Annotated in this window: 13 protein-coding genes; 9 read left to right on the top strand and 4 right to left on the bottom strand. The window is 64.8% G+C overall.

Annotated elements, in window-relative coordinates:
• Window positions 1-9: 9 nt before the first annotated feature.
• The 7 genes from GJG85_RS23240 to GJG85_RS23210 all read left to right on the top strand — a co-directional run bounded on the left by GJG85_RS23240 (window position 10) and on the right by GJG85_RS23210 (window position 8123).
• A complete protein-coding gene (locus GJG85_RS23240) occupies window positions 10-795 on the top strand; it encodes an enoyl-CoA hydratase/isomerase family protein (protein WP_124595029.1) in 786 nt (261 codons plus the stop codon).
• A gap of 36 nt (window positions 796-831) precedes the next feature.
• A complete protein-coding gene (locus tag GJG85_RS23235; RefSeq protein ID WP_204383873.1) occupies window positions 832-2832 on the top strand; it encodes an acetyl/propionyl/methylcrotonyl-CoA carboxylase subunit alpha in 2001 nt (666 codons plus the stop codon).
• A gap of 598 nt (window positions 2833-3430) precedes the next feature.
• Entirely contained in the window at window positions 3431-3787 is a 357-nt protein-coding gene (locus GJG85_RS23230; RefSeq protein ID WP_235356266.1) for an STM2901 family protein, read from the top strand.
• On the top strand, window positions 3787-4125 hold the full coding sequence (locus GJG85_RS23225) for a DUF1493 family protein (protein WP_050016211.1): 339 nt from the start codon (window positions 3787-3789) through the stop codon (window positions 4123-4125). The genes GJG85_RS23230 and GJG85_RS23225 overlap by 1 nt, the downstream gene beginning before the upstream one ends.
• Window positions 4126-4354: 229 nt before the next feature.
• Complete coding sequence (locus GJG85_RS23220; RefSeq protein ID WP_235356265.1) at window positions 4355-4513, top strand: hypothetical protein; 159 nt, start codon at window positions 4355-4357, stop codon at window positions 4511-4513.
• A 42-nt stretch (window positions 4514-4555) separates the two neighbouring features.
• The gene (locus GJG85_RS23215) at window positions 4556-6670 is read left to right on the top strand and encodes a phospholipase C, phosphocholine-specific (RefSeq protein WP_050016208.1); all 2115 of its coding nucleotides are present in this window, start codon (window positions 4556-4558) and stop codon (window positions 6668-6670) included.
• A 310-nt stretch (window positions 6671-6980) separates the two neighbouring features.
• Window positions 6981-8123 (top strand): DUF2827 domain-containing protein, encoded by a 1143-nt coding sequence (locus tag GJG85_RS23210; protein ID WP_050016206.1) that lies wholly within the window; start codon window positions 6981-6983, stop codon window positions 8121-8123.
• 442 nt (window positions 8124-8565) lie between these two features.
• Here the strand turns inward: GJG85_RS23210 and GJG85_RS23205 are convergent, their stop codons facing one another.
• Entirely contained in the window at window positions 8566-8997 is a 432-nt protein-coding gene (locus GJG85_RS23205; protein ID WP_162484456.1) for a hypothetical protein, read from the bottom strand.
• On the opposite strand from GJG85_RS23205, the gene GJG85_RS23200 reads away from it, so the two are divergent.
• Together GJG85_RS23200 and GJG85_RS23195 are read left to right on the top strand one after the other, a co-directional pair.
• Window positions 8911-9714, top strand: a complete 804-nt coding sequence (locus tag GJG85_RS23200; RefSeq protein ID WP_050016204.1) for an EAL domain-containing protein — start codon at window positions 8911-8913, stop codon at window positions 9712-9714. The genes GJG85_RS23205 and GJG85_RS23200 overlap by 87 nt on opposite strands.
• Window positions 9715-9784: 70 nt before the next feature.
• Complete coding sequence (locus GJG85_RS23195; RefSeq protein WP_050016199.1) at window positions 9785-10201, top strand: hypothetical protein; 417 nt, start codon at window positions 9785-9787, stop codon at window positions 10199-10201.
• Window positions 10202-10225: 24 nt separating this feature from the next.
• On the opposite strand, the gene GJG85_RS23190 is transcribed toward GJG85_RS23195, so the two are convergent.
• Genes GJG85_RS23190 through GJG85_RS23180 form a run of 3 tightly spaced genes read right to left on the bottom strand, consistent with a single transcriptional unit; the run spans window position 10226 to window position 13705 of the window.
• Complete coding sequence (locus tag GJG85_RS23190) at window positions 10226-11362, bottom strand: DUF2827 family protein (protein WP_050016197.1); 1137 nt, start codon at window positions 11360-11362, stop codon at window positions 10226-10228.
• A gap of 28 nt (window positions 11363-11390) precedes the next feature.
• Window positions 11391-12545 (bottom strand): DUF2827 domain-containing protein, encoded by a 1155-nt coding sequence (locus GJG85_RS23185; protein ID WP_124556315.1) that lies wholly within the window; start codon window positions 12543-12545, stop codon window positions 11391-11393.
• A gap of 14 nt (window positions 12546-12559) precedes the next feature.
• Window positions 12560-13705, bottom strand: coding sequence for a DUF2827 domain-containing protein (locus GJG85_RS23180; RefSeq protein ID WP_089489672.1), 1146 nt, complete (start codon window positions 13703-13705; stop codon window positions 12560-12562).
• Window positions 13706-13780: the final 75 nt, after the last annotated feature.

Below are 13780 nucleotides of genomic sequence, written 5' to 3'. Positions count from 1 at the left end.
GACCGACCGATGCGATACGAAACGATCAAGGTTAGCGAAGCCGGCCGCGTGGCGACCGTCACGCTCGCGCGTCCCGACGTGCGCAATGCGTTCAACGAGACGACGATCGCCGAGCTGACCACCGCGTTCGAATGGCTCGATGCGCACGAAGGCGTGCGCGCGATCGTGCTCGCCGCGGAAGGCGCCGCGTTCTGCGCGGGCGCGGACCTGAACTGGATGAAGAAGATGGCCGGTTACTCGGACGACGAGAACCGCGCCGATGCGCGCAAGCTCGCGCGGATGCTCGAAGCGATTCATCGCTGCGGCAAGCCGGTGATCGCGCGCGTGCATGGCGACGCGTATGCGGGCGGCGTGGGCCTCGTCGCGGCGGCCGACATCGCGATCGCCGCGGACGGCGCGAAGTTCTGCCTGTCGGAAGCGCGGCTCGGGCTGATTCCCGCGACGATCGCGCCGTACGTCATCCGTGCGATGGGCGAGCGCGCGGCGCGCCGCTACTTCACGACGGCCGAAGTGTTCGACAGCGCGCGCGCCGCATCGCTCGGCTTCATTCACGACGCGGTGCCGGCCGACGCGCTCGACGAAACGGTCGCGAAGCTGGCTGCGACGCTCGTCGCGAACGGCCCCGACGCCGTGAAGGCGTGCAAGCGGCTCGTCGCCGACGTGGCCGGGCGCGCGCTCGACGCGACGCTGATCGAGCAGACCGCCGACTGGATCGCGAAGACCCGCGCCGGTGCGGAAGCGCGCGAAGGGATCGCGTCCTTCCTCGAAAAGCGCACGCCGTCGTGGCGTGAATGATTGCGTGACCTCAACCTTCCGGACGACATCGAAGCCATGTTCGACAAGATTCTGATCGCCAACCGCGGCGAAATCGCGTGCCGCGTCGCTGCGACGTGCAAACGTCTCGGGATCGCGAGCGTCGCCGTCTATTCCGACGCGGATGCGAACGCGAAACACGTGGCCGCGTGCGACGAGGCCGTGCATATCGGCGGCTCGGCCGCGGCAGACAGCTACCTGCGCATCGAGCGCATCATCGACGCCGCGCGCGCGACCGGTGCGCAGGCGATTCACCCCGGCTACGGCTTTCTGTCGGAGAACGAAGATTTCGCGCACGCGTGCGAAGAGGCCGGCATCGTGTTCATCGGGCCGCCGGTCGACGCGATCGCGGCGATGGGCTCGAAGGCTGCCGCGAAGGCGCTGATGCACGCGGCCGCCGTGCCGCTCGTGCCCGGCTATCACGGCGACGACCAGGACGCGGCCAACCTGCATGGCGAAGCCGATCGGATCGGCTACCCGGTGCTGCTGAAGGCGAGCGCAGGCGGTGGCGGCAAGGGGATGCGCGTGGTCGAACGCTCCGACGATTTCCCGGCGGCGCTCGCGTCGTGCCAGCGCGAAGCCGCGAGCAGCTTCGGCAACGACCGCGTGCTGATCGAGAAATACCTGATGCGCCCGCGCCACGTCGAAGTGCAGGTGTTCGGCGACACGCACGGCAATACCGTCTACCTGTTCGATCGCGACTGCTCGGTGCAGCGTCGTCACCAGAAGGTGCTCGAGGAAGCGCCGGCACCGGGTTTGCATGCGGACGTGCGCCAGGCGATGGGCGAGGCGGCCGTCGCGGCCGCGCGCGCGGTGGGCTACGTCGGTGCGGGCACCGTCGAGTTCATCATGACGGGCGAAGCGTTCTACTTCATGGAGATGAACACGCGCCTGCAGGTCGAGCATCCGGTGACCGAGATGGTCACGGGGTTCGATCTCGTCGAATGGCAATTGCGCGTCGCGTCGGGCGAACCGCTACCGCTGAAGCAGGAGGAACTGCGCGTGCACGGTCATGCGCTCGAGGCGCGCCTGTACGCGGAGAACCCCGCGCGCGGCTTCCTGCCGTCGACGGGTACGCTGAAGCATCTGCGGCTGCCGGCAGGCGTCGAATTCGACATCGGGGCAGCGGTGCGCGTCGACAGCGGCGTGCGCGAAGGCGATGCGATCACACCGTTCTACGATCCGATGATCGCGAAGCTGATCGTGCACGGCGCGGATCGCGCGGAAGCGCTGGGCCTGATGCAGCGTGCGCTGCGCGCGTGCGAAGTGGTCGGCCTGCACACCAACGCCGCGTTCCTGCAGCGGATCGTTGCGTGCGAGCCGTTCGCGATCCCCGATCTCGACACGGGTCTGATCGAGCGCAACCACGAGGCGCTGTTCGCGCCGCAACAGCCGCCGCGTGCGACGCTCGCACTCGCATGTGCCGCGCTGCTCGCACGCGAGCGTGGCGCCGCCGCGCAGGAAGGTGCGTGGCCGTGGTGTTCGCTGCCGGACTGGCGGCTGAACGGCGGCTATCGCCGCACGCTCGAATGGCACGCGACCGAGCGCGAAGCGGACGTGACGGTCACGTACGAGCACGACGGCGCCGGCACGCGCATCGCGATCGGCGACGCGGCGGCGCAACCGTTCGCATGGACGCGCGGCGCCACGCCGCTCGATTTCGACGTGACGCTGGGCGGCGTGCGCAGCAGCGGCCGCGTGTATGCGGACGGCGACACGTTCCACGTGTTCACGCAGGGCGCGGCCGAGACGTTCGAATGGCGCAACCTGCTTGCGCATGCGGGCGACGCGGAGCAGGGCGGCGGCCGCCTGACCGCGCCGATGCCCGGCAAGGTGATCGCGGTGCTGGTCGAGCCGGGCCAGAAGGTCGAAGCCGGTACGCCGCTGATCGTGATGGAAGCGATGAAGATGGAGCATACGATCGGCGCGCCGAGCGCGGGTGTCGTCGCGGAAGTGCTGTACGGCGTCGGCGATCAGGTCGCGGACGGTGCGCAGTTGCTGATGATGGCGGAAGGCTGAGCGTTGCATACACGTGAGGGCCGTTGCCGGCTCTCACGCACGGGCCGTCGTGCCCCGCATTATCCGGGCGTCCCCGACGCGATCCGGCTGCGAATACCTGATGTGCCTTTCATCAGGACGACATCGCATTCTTGTGCAGTGATCGTCGCTCTCGTCGCGCATAGAAAAAAACAAATAATTTGCGTGTCGCATCTTCAAGATTTTTGAATAATCCCGGATTCTCGCCGGTGACCGGCGCGCTCGACCCGCGCTACTTTGCCCCGGCCGGTTTGCTTGCCCATTGCAACAGTTGTTCAAAGATCGAAACCGGGCTGTCCAACTTCTTCGCCAAAACGCGCTGCCTGCTTCCTCTTGTGAAGAAAGGCCGCACGCGATCGCGACTGCTTTCCGGAGTGCCCGGAAAGTCCGGCTCGATTGGAGAAACGGCTGCGCGTTTCCGCCCGTGCGCGACATGGTTGCGTTAGCGTAATCGCCGGGATGTGCGGGCCAGTGTCCTGCGCAATGTAGCCGAGAGAAAGACTGAGATGGCGAACAAATATAAATACGGAATTCATATCGACCTTACCCGCCAGAACTTTTCTGCCTGATTGTCATCGACGTGGCCTGTGATGAATTGGGTATCGATGATGCTGTCGGGATCGCAATGATTTTGTTAGGTCAGAGGTTCGTGCCGACCCGAGGGAAATTCGGCGGAGCGGTTAAGGGGACTTCGATCGCATCCAGGGTATCGAGAAAAGTGTTGCCCTATGAAATCAAGTACAAAATTCTGCCGACGGTAACGTCATTCAGGAGCCTCCTGCTGCTCAAGATCAAATTTACCCGGGAGCTCGGCGCCTTTGTCGGTCGGGCCGTGCCGGTGGTCGGCTGGATCATTACCGCTATCGATATATCAGTCATCATGTATCGCTCGACAGTCACGTACAATGGCTTGGTCAAGCAGGAGGATCGCTTTTAATGGACGGTCGTCTGATGGAGATGGTGCGGGATGAGGCCGATTCGCCACTATGGGGCGAACTCGAGATTACCGAGGACACGGATCTCTGCATCGATCTTGAAATTTCCGACAGGGCCATGTTGAGATTGATGCGGAGATTTTCGGAAACGTTTGGTGTCGATATTTCCGGTTTCGACATTGATTATTATTATCCTGCGCGGAAACTGGGAATGAGTCGATTCTTGATGGCGGTATTCAGGTCGCCATTTAGCGCCGACGCCAGGGACAAAATACTGGAGCGTCCGCTCACCATCAAAATGATGGAGGCGGCGATTGAAACCGGACGGTGGACGATGTAACGGTTCGAAAAAGGGCCAGCCGATGGCGCACCTGTCATTTCCGCATCAACGCGGTGATTTGCATGCGCGTCGGCCCCTGTCGCGCGACACCGTCGTGTCACAAGTCGAACATAGCATCTCGGCGTCGATATGACCGGCGCGGCTTCGCGTCCGCGTCACGTCATCATCCTCACGGAGAACCGTTATGCGAACGTCGGCCCTACGGCCTTTCGCGGTCGTCGGCCTGGTCATGCTGACCGCCGTCCTCGGCGCCTGCAACGACGACCTGACCGCACCCGCCGCGCCCGTCGCGCAGCAGAAGGCCGCGTGTGGCGGCGCCGTGGTCGCCACCGCGCAGATGCGCTGCCCGCCGGGTTTCACCGCGCCTGCTTCGTCGCCCGCTTCCTGATACCGGCCGTTTCCACCAGAAATCCCATCAAGAGCAACCAGCATGGCCATCCATTCGCGACGCGATTTTCTGAAGTTCTCGGCCGGCCTCGCCGGCGCGACCGCCGCCACCGCACTGCTGCCGGAATCGATCCGCAAGGCGCTGGCGATCGAGCCGAACACCGTGACAGGCACGATCCAGGATGTGCAGCACATCGTCGTGTTCATGCAGGAGAACCGCTCGTTCGACCACTACCTCGGACATCTAAGCGGCGTGCGCGGCTACAACGACCGCTTCCCGGTCACGCTGCCGAACGGCAAGCCGGTGTGGTTCCAGCCGCGCCAGGAAGACAAGTCGAGCGTGATCGCACCGTTTCGCTACGATACGACCAATCCGGGCGTCAACGCGCAATGTATCGGCGGCCTGCCGCATACGTGGGCGACGACGCACGGCGCGATCGACAACGGTCGCGCGGACCAGTGGGCCGTGCAGAAGTCGAACATGACGATGGGCTATCACGTTCGCGACGACATCCCGTTCCACTACGCGCTCGCGGATGCGTTCACGGTGTGCGACAACTACTTCTGCTCGATCCCGGGCAACACGCACCCGAACCGCATGTACCTGATGACGGGCATGGTCGATCCGCTCGGCACGGGCGGCGGCCCGCTGCTCGACAACACCGACTACATCGACAACCCGTTCGACAAGGTCCAGCTACCGCCCTTCAACTGGACGACCTACCCGGAGCGGCTCGAAAAAGCCGGTATCTCGTGGCAGATCTATCAGCAGGGCACCGGGTTCGACAATTTCACCGGCAACTACGGCACGAACATGCTGGCGTGCTTCGACAACTTCGTGAACGCGCCGGCCGGGTCGTCGTTGCAGACGCGCGGGATGAGCACGCGTCCGATCACGCAGCTGAAGGCCGACGTGCAGGCGAATGCGCTGCCGCAGGTGTCGTGGCTGCTGCCGCCGGCCGCGTATTCCGAGCATCCGAAGTTCACGCCGCTGTACGGCGCGTACTACCTGTCGACGATCCTCGATGCGCTGACGTCCAATCCGGACGTGTGGAGCAAGACCGTCCTGCTGATCATGTACGACGAGAACGACGGCTTCTTCGACCATGTCGTGCCGCCGTCGGCGCCGACGCTGCCGGGCTCGGGCATGAGCACCGTGGACGTATCGCTCGAGCGGCACAACGTCGTGACTGCGACGCAAGCCGGCACCTATACGGCCGACAACCTGCCGTACGGCCTCGGCCCGCGCGTGCCGATGTTCGTCGTGTCGCCGTGGTCGAAGGGCGGCTTCGTGTGCTCGCAGGTGTTCGATCACACGTCGGTGCTGCAATTCATCGAGAAGCGCTTCGGCGTGATGGAGACCAACATCTCGCCGTGGCGTCGCGCGATCTGCGGCGACCTGACGTCGGCGCTCGACTTCTCGAAGTCGGATGCGACGCTGCCGACCCTGCCGAGCACGCAGGCATATGTCGCGCAGGCAGACCTGCAATGCTCGCGCGCGTCGTCGCAGACCGCGCCGGCCAGCACCGCGCAGCAGGTCGTGACCGCGCAGGAACCCGGCACGCGGCCGGCGCGCGCGCTGCCGTACGAATTGCACGTGACCGGCCAGCTGCAGGCGCAAGGCTATGCGCTGACGTTCGCGAATACCGGCACGCAAGGCGCGCACTTCTGGGTCTATACGGGCGATCCCACCGCGATGCCGCGCCGCTATACGGTTGAAGCGGGCAAGCAGTTGACCGATACGTGGGCGCTCGATGCGAACGGCAACTACCTGGCGAGCGTGTGGGGGCCGAACGGCTATTTCCGGCGCTTCGCGGGTTCGGCCGCCGCGGATGGCGCTGCCAAGCCTGAAATCACGCCGTGCTACGACACCGCGAACGGCGATGTCTACGTGACGATCGCCAATGCCGGCACAGGCCCGCTCACGGTCACGGCAACCGATGTCGCATACGGCGGCGCGGCGCGCACGCTGACGGTCCCGGCCGGGCAGCGCGTCGAAGCGCACTGGGACCTGTCGTGCAGCAGCCACTGGTACGACCTGCAGTTCACCGTGGCGGGCAATGCCGGCTGGACGCGCCGCATCGCGGGTCACGTCGAAACCGGCAAGCCGAGCATCACCGATCCGGCGGCCGTGGCGCCGACGATCGCGGCGATCTGACGACGGCAACCTAAGCGACGACGGGCCGGCCGGTGGCATCCGCCCGGCGCGTCGCGTTGACCGATCGATGGCGGTGCGACGAAGTCGCACGCTGCCCGCTCGAATGCCGCGAGAAAACCGGCCGCCGGGCGGCACGAGTGTCGCATGACGGTCGGACGGATTGGCGCTGCCGGTGGCGGCGCTGACCATCCCTGACAGTGTGCGGCCGGCGCTCCGCTAGAATGCCGGATTGCCGCCGCTTGACGCGGGCGGCGCGTCGCGCGCTACACTGCGCCTAGCCATCCCCGTTCAATCTTCCATCCCGCCGACGATGACGTCTCCTGTCCTGACCGGCCTGCGCATCGGTATCACGATCGGATTGCGTGCCCCCGACGAAAGCCTGTGGATCAACGGCATCAAGCAGAACGCGCTGTTCCTCGCGAAACTGCTGATGGCGTCGCCGCACAGCTACCACGTGACGCTGGTCAACACGACCGACGTGCCGCTGACCGACGCGCTGCCGTGGGATCGCAGCGTGTACGACACGCGCGCGTTCGCCGACATGAAGGACGCGCTCGACGTGGTGATCGAGCTTGGCGGGCAGATCGACGGCGAGCAGACGGCCTACCTGAAAGCGCGCGGCGCGAAGCTCGTCAGCTATTGCTGCGGCGTCGAGTACATCAACGCGATGGAGTCGATGCTGTTCGGCCGCCGGCTGTGGGATTCGCTGTTCATCAACCGCGGCTACGACGAGGTGTGGGCGATTCCGCAGATCGCGCCGTCGTCGCTGCCGTTCCTGCAGTCGCTGCGCCGCTGTCCGGGACGCGTGGTGCCGTTCGTGTGGGATCCGATGTTCCTGACCGAACGCGCACAGTCGCTGCCCGAGCACGGCGAATACCGGCCGCGCAGCGAGCCCGGCAAGCGGCTCACGGTGATGGAGCCGAACCACAACGTCGTGAAGTTCTGCGTGTATCCGATGCTGATCATCGACGAGGCGTATCGCCGCGACCCCGACGCGATCTGCTTCACGCACGTGACGAACGCAGATCGCCTCGCGCACGACAGCCCCGAGTTCGTGATGCTGATGAACTACCTGGATATCGTGCGCGCGGGCAAGGCGAGCTTCGTCGGGCGTTTCGATACGCCGCTGTTCCTGGCCGACCTGACCGATATCGTCGTGTCGCATCAATGGTCGAACCCGCTGAACTATTTCTATTTCGACGTGTGCTGGCAGGGTTATCCGCTCGTGCACAACGCGAGTCTCGCGCCCGATCTCGGCTACTACTATCCGGACAACGACGTGCAGCAGGGCGCCGATGCGCTGCTGCGCGCGCTGCATACGCACGACGACGACTGGCAAGCGTATGCGCGACGCCAGCGCGAGATCCTTCGCCGTTACACGTCGGCGAATCCGGCGCTCGTCGCCGAGTACGACGCGCTGCTCGCGAACCTGATCGGCGCGCCGGCCGCCTGAGGCCGGTGTTCCGCGGCGCACGGTCGTTGCGCTCCGCTCGCCTCCCGCCGTCGGGTTTGTCCCGCCCTCATGTCTGACGAAATGATGCCGTTAAAAAAAGAAACCGACGAACCGGATGGGTTCGACGGTTTTCGAAGGCACGAAATTGACGGCTCCGAGGGAAGTCCGTCAAAAACAAGTTTATAGGTTAACAAGTTGGAAAGATTGTTAAATATGTTTCAATCTATAATCTTCATATAATTGAAATTGGTATTATGGATTAAGCGAGACTGATTCCTGTTGGAAATTTAACAATATCGTTGGGAACGCGGAAATTGCATGCCGCAGTGATCGAATGGCGCGCGGCGGCAGGTATCAAGAGTGAGGCGGCACGTGCGGAGAGCGGCATTTCTCCCCGACATATCGAGCGCGGGCGGTACTTCGTCGCATAGTATTTATCTGATCAATTGACGGTGCCCCGATTCGAGCGACGAGCGAATCCGGGAAAAGAAGATTCGGATAAAACGGTCTGGATGAAAAATATAAGCGATTCGGATTTGAGGTTCTTGTAATTCGCGTTGTGTAACCTGTCGCACTGTTGGTATCGCGCGCGCGTGGTGTATTTCAGGTAATCGAATATCGTAAAAATATCGAATTTGACGGTGCCGAAGCGACCAGTACGCTCCCCGGAAAAAATCGACATACAGGATGGGCCGGGTAGGCGGCGGAGCGCGTCGAGGTGGGCGCGTTCCGTCTGGGTGTTGAGGTCGAGCCGCGATCGGCGGCTCGCCATTTGCCGGAGCGCCGGATGAATGCGGTCGAAGCTCGCCAGGAGGCGAATCGGAAAGCGAATCGCGATGAAATCGATCTCGTGTTCGGCGCGCGCGACGATCATCCCGACCTTGCGTCGGTACGCAGTTTCGTCGAAAGCCGGCTCGGATTCGCGCACGAACCCGTCTGCCGCGCCGACCTGTCGGGCGGCGTGCTGTACGAGGAACGCCTGGCGCGGTTGCGGTGGGGCGAGCGCGATGCGCTGCCGCCGCTCGTCTTCTTGCCGCGCCTCGAAGCGCTCGGCCTGATGCGCTGGTTCGACCGGCTGGTGGTCGGCCGTACGATCGATGCGCTGCGCGCCGATCCGGGCGCCGTGTACGGTTGCAACGTCGCGGCGGCGAGTGCGGTGGTGGACGACGCGTGGCTGGCGATTTTCAGGCGGCTCGAGCGCGAGCCGTCGGTGGCGGCGCGGCTGGTCGTCGAGATCACGGAGACGGGGCCGCTGAACCCCGTCGCGGGCCGGTCGTTCGTGTACCGCTTCCGGCGGGCCGGGTGCCGGATCGCGATCGACGATTTCGGTGTCGGCTTCAGTGCATTGAACAATCTGGTGGTCGGCAATCCCGACATCGTGAAGCTCGACCGCTCGATCCTGTCGATGATCAAGCGCAACGCGATCGGGCGCTACCAGTTCCGGCGGCTGATCGCGTTTGCGCATGAAGGGGCGCGGCACGTCGTCGTCGAAGGCGTGGAAAGCGAGACCGACCGGCAGATCATCGTGGATGCCGGCGTCACGTGGGCGCAGGGCATTCGCTTTTCATGGCGATCGCCGGCCGCCGCGTGATAGCGGAAACGGGCAGGGCGGCGCGCGCGGTGCGCGTCGGGGGCGGGACGAATCGCAAAGGGGCGTGGGCATGACGGAGACGAAAGCCGGAGGCGGAACGGGCACGCAGGCGATCGATGCGCGCGAGCTGGTCGCGATCGCCGAGCTGGCCGACATGCTGCGGCAACTGGGCGCCGAATCGGCCGATGCGCCGATCGACGTCGCGCCGTATCTGGACGGTCTGACACGCGTCGCACGCCGTATTCGGCGAATGATGCCGCTCGACGCGGGCGGCCGCGAACTGGCGGCCCGGCACTACTACGCGGGCGTCATCGCCGGCGCGTGCGGCGACGAGTCGGCGATCGCGCGCGGCGTATCCGACAGCCTCGTCCGGCAATCGGCCGACGCAGGCCGGTCGGCCGCCCGTTGTTTCGCGGTGCTCGCGCGCATCGGGCGGCGGCATGGCCGCGCGTTCGCCGCGCAAAGCGGCGATCGGGTACTGGCGTAACGCAACCGGCGCGTGCGCAGGCAATCAGCCGAGCGGGCGGCCGGCGAACAGGTGCTGGATCTGCGTGGAATAGGCGCGAACGTTGTGCTCGGCGAGCGTGTCGACCCGGTGCAGGCAGCGGCGGGCGGCCGCCGCGTAGTCGTCGAGCCGTGCGTCGTGCGTTTGCGCGGCGGTCGCGATCGCGCGCGCCGCATCGAAGATCTCGAAGTCCGGATAGTAGTAGCCGACGTCGCGCAGGAACGGCGAGTTGTGCACGAGCGGGTAGTTGCCGTACAGCGCGTCGTACAGCAGGTAGTTCAGGCCGTTTTCCCAGTGGTGCGACACGACGATGTCGGTGTGATGCGCGGCCCACGCGACGAACGGCGCACGCACGTCGGCGGTGGCCTTGCCGTCGCGCACCATCTCGAGCCCGAGCGCGAGATGCTTGAAGGCGACGTTTTCCTTCTTGTCGAACGTGTTGGTCATGTACACGTGCTCGACGAGTTCCGGATGCTCGACGTAGCACGCGTTCGCGGCGAGCATCGGCACGATCGCGCTCTTCACGACGTTCAGGTTCGGCTCGAAGAATGCGATGCGCTTGGCCGGGCCGCGGTTGCGATAGCCGAAGCGCGCCTTCAGTTCAGGGTCCGCGTCGAGGCTGCGTTCGATGAAATACGGCGACCAGATATGCGGCAGCTCGATCACCGGCGCGCGGTACACGGCCTGGAAATACGCGGCGCACGTATGCATGTGCTGCGGATTGGTCCAGATCTCGTCGAACTGCACGCGGTGCGGGTTTGGCCGCCAGTCGTTCTTCTCGAAGTTGATCGTCTCGACCGCGATCACGTAGTCGTTGCCGAACCGATACGACACGCACTTGCCGCCGCGCTGGCGCACGACGTCCGTGTGAGACGGATCGACGAACGCGTTCATTTCGATCAGCAGGTCGGTCTGGTGAACGACGGCCGACAGCGGCCGCAGCGCGTCGCCGAATGCGTCCATCATCAGCGCCTGCGGATACGCGGCGATGCCGTCGTCGTGCGCGAGCCAGACCTCGCCGATCAACGGCGACTGCTTCAGCAGCATGTACAGGTACACGCAGTGCTGGTTCGCGCCGTTGTACCAGATCGACTGCGTCGCGTCGCGCTGCACGTTGATCGTTATCGCGACATTGAGTTTCATCGGCTCGGCTCCGTGGGACGAGGATCGGTCATGCGTCGCGATAGAGCGTGGCGATCGCGTCCGTATAGGCCGCGACGTTCTCGGGGTTGTAGATGCTGACCGAGTCGAGCACGTGCTTCGACTGCTCGCGGTATGCGTCGAGATTCGCGTCGTGCTCGGCGAACGCCTGCAATAGCGCGCGGCCGCCCGCCTGGCAGTCGAAGTCCGGATAGAAATACCCGGCCTTGCCGAGGAACGGCGAGTTGTGGATCAGCGGATAGTCGCCGTACAGCAGCTCGTAATACAGGTAATTCTGTGCGTTCTCCCACGTGTGCGACACCACCGCATCGCCGTATGCAGCCATGAACTCGTACACCGCATAGCGGCTTTCGAACGTCGTGATGCCGTGGTTCACGATGTCGAGGCTCTTCGCGAAGTGGATGAACGTCGCGTGATCCTTCAGGTGGATCGTGTTGCACACGCGCACGAATTCGAGGAATGCCGGATTCGCGCGATACGCTTCCTCGGTCACGAGCATCGGAATGATGCTCGTCTTCACCATGCAGATGTTCGGCTCGAACATCGTCACGCGCCAGCGCGGCTTGCCGGGCCGATAGCCGAACGACAAACCGGCGCCGAGCGTCGCGCGCGCCTTGTCGAACAACATCGGATGCCAGATGTGCGGGACGATCGTGACCGGCGCGCGCAAGCCCGTCTGGTAGTAGTGCAGGCACGAGCGCTCGAATTCGGGAATCGTCCACACCGCGTCGTACGGCGCGCCCGAGAACAGGAAGCCTGACGGCTTGTCGAACATCGCGCGCTCGATGTCGATCACGTAGTCGTTGCCGACCCGCATCGTGACGACCTTGCCGCCGCGCTCGCGGAACGCGCGCAGGTAATCCGCGCCGAATTGCGCGCTCATTTCGATCAGCACGTCGCAGCGCTCGAGCGCTTCGTCCATCGACAGCAGCGGCACGTTCCACTCGCCGAGCATCATCTGCGGATCGGCGACCTGTTCGCCGCCGTTGACCATCACGGCATCCGCGACGAGCGGCGACTGGCGCAGCAGCAGGATCAGCAGCAGGCAGTTCTGGAAAATGCCGTTTTCCCACAGCGACTGGCCGGCGCCGCGCACGAACAGCGACACGCCGACGACGAGACGCTTGCCCTCGCCGGGCGCTTGACGGGCATTGGAGTCCGACATGCGTATGCTCCGGTTCAGGCGACCAGACGCGAGACGAACGCGTCGAGGTTCGCGGGGTTGTCGATCGAGACCGAGTGCAGCAGCCGGTCGGCTTTCGCACGGTAGTCGTCGAGACGTTCGTCGTGATGCAGCCACGCTTCGAGCAGCGCGCGACCGCCGGCGGCCGAGTCGAAGTCCGGGTAGTAATAGCCGGCGTCGCCGATCAGCGTCGAGTTGTGGATCAGCGGATAGCCGCCGTACAGCACGTCGTAATACAGATAGTTCTGCCCGTTTTCCCAGTGGTGCGACACGACCGCATCCGCGTGGCGCGCCATGAAGCCCGGCAGGTCGATGCGCGGCTCGAACGTCGCCTTGTGCTGGCGCACGAGATCGAGGCTGTTCGCGAAGTGCACGAAGGTCGGATGTTCTTTCATGTGCATCGAGTTGACCACGAACATGTGTTGCACCGCATCAGGCCGCGCGCGGTAGAGCTCGTCGCAAGCGAGCATCGGGTAGTGGCAGGACTTCGCGACCGAGATGTTCGGCTCGAGCATCGCGAGCTTCCATGGCCGCTGGCCGGGCCGATAGCCGAACGTCGCGCCTTCGTCGGCGAGCGCGGCCACGCGGCGCTCGAGGAAGTACGGCGACCAGATGTGCGGCATCAGGTGGACGGGCGCGCGCAGGATCGTCCGCAGCATCGGCGCGGCGGTCTTGTCGTATTGCGGCAGCAGCCACACTTCGTCGAACGGCGCGCCGTTGAACACGTGCCCCGACGGTTTCCCGAAGATCGGCGTTTCGCCCAGCCCCGCATACACGTGCCCGCAGAAGAACGCAGCGGTCTTCTTGCCGAGCGCCTTCATGTGCCGGAGCCATTCGACGGGCAACTGCGCGCCCATTTCGATCGCGACGTCGAGTTCGTGCGTGACGTCGGCGGGTTTCACGAGCGGGATGTCGAGGCCGTCGAGTTCGAGGCCGGCCGGCAGCGCATTGGCGTCGCCGCCGTTCAGGAAATAGACGGGGCCGACGCGATCCGAGCGCTTGAGCATCATCGCGAGGAACGCGATGTTCTGGTGAATGCCGTTTTCCCAGATCGCCTGGCCATCGCGCGCGAACAGCGAGATGCCGACCGCCGGCCGGTGCTTGCGGGTGCCGCCCGCGGCGGCTTCATTGATGTCCGTCACCGGTTGTTTCCTCTGCGGCGTCGTGCGTCCGGCATCGCGTCGAGCGTCTGGCCGGCAGCGGCGCGCCGTGGATTG

This window comes from Burkholderia sp. MS389, from assembly GCF_016899425.1.
GTDB classification, from domain to species: domain Bacteria; phylum Pseudomonadota; class Gammaproteobacteria; order Burkholderiales; family Burkholderiaceae; genus Burkholderia; species Burkholderia sola.
The sequence above is the reverse complement of the archived record's forward strand: the minus strand, read 5'-3'. Positions and strand labels throughout refer to the sequence as shown.

Coding starts and splice junctions, on each gene's coding strand:
- GJG85_RS23235 (WP_204383873.1), top strand. CDS start 832: ATGTTCGACAAGATTCTGATCGCCAACCGCGGCGAAATCGCGTGCCGC.
- GJG85_RS23205 (WP_162484456.1), bottom strand. CDS start 8,997: ATGATCGTCGCGCGCGCCGAACACGAGATCGATTTCATCGCGATTCGC.
- GJG85_RS23190 (WP_050016197.1), bottom strand. CDS start 11,362: ATGAAACTCAATGTCGCGATAACGATCAACGTGCAGCGCGACGCGACG.
- GJG85_RS23210 (WP_050016206.1), top strand. CDS start 6,981: ATGACGTCTCCTGTCCTGACCGGCCTGCGCATCGGTATCACGATCGGA.
- GJG85_RS23220 (WP_235356265.1), top strand. CDS start 4,355: ATGCTGACCGCCGTCCTCGGCGCCTGCAACGACGACCTGACCGCACCC.
- GJG85_RS23195 (WP_050016199.1), top strand. CDS start 9,785: ATGACGGAGACGAAAGCCGGAGGCGGAACGGGCACGCAGGCGATCGAT.
- GJG85_RS23185 (WP_124556315.1), bottom strand. CDS start 12,545: ATGTCGGACTCCAATGCCCGTCAAGCGCCCGGCGAGGGCAAGCGTCTC.
- GJG85_RS23225 (WP_050016211.1), top strand. CDS start 3,787: ATGGACGGTCGTCTGATGGAGATGGTGCGGGATGAGGCCGATTCGCCA.
- GJG85_RS23215 (WP_050016208.1), top strand. CDS start 4,556: ATGGCCATCCATTCGCGACGCGATTTTCTGAAGTTCTCGGCCGGCCTC.
- GJG85_RS23240 (WP_124595029.1), top strand. CDS start 10: ATGCGATACGAAACGATCAAGGTTAGCGAAGCCGGCCGCGTGGCGACC.
- GJG85_RS23200 (WP_050016204.1), top strand. CDS start 8,911: ATGAATGCGGTCGAAGCTCGCCAGGAGGCGAATCGGAAAGCGAATCGC.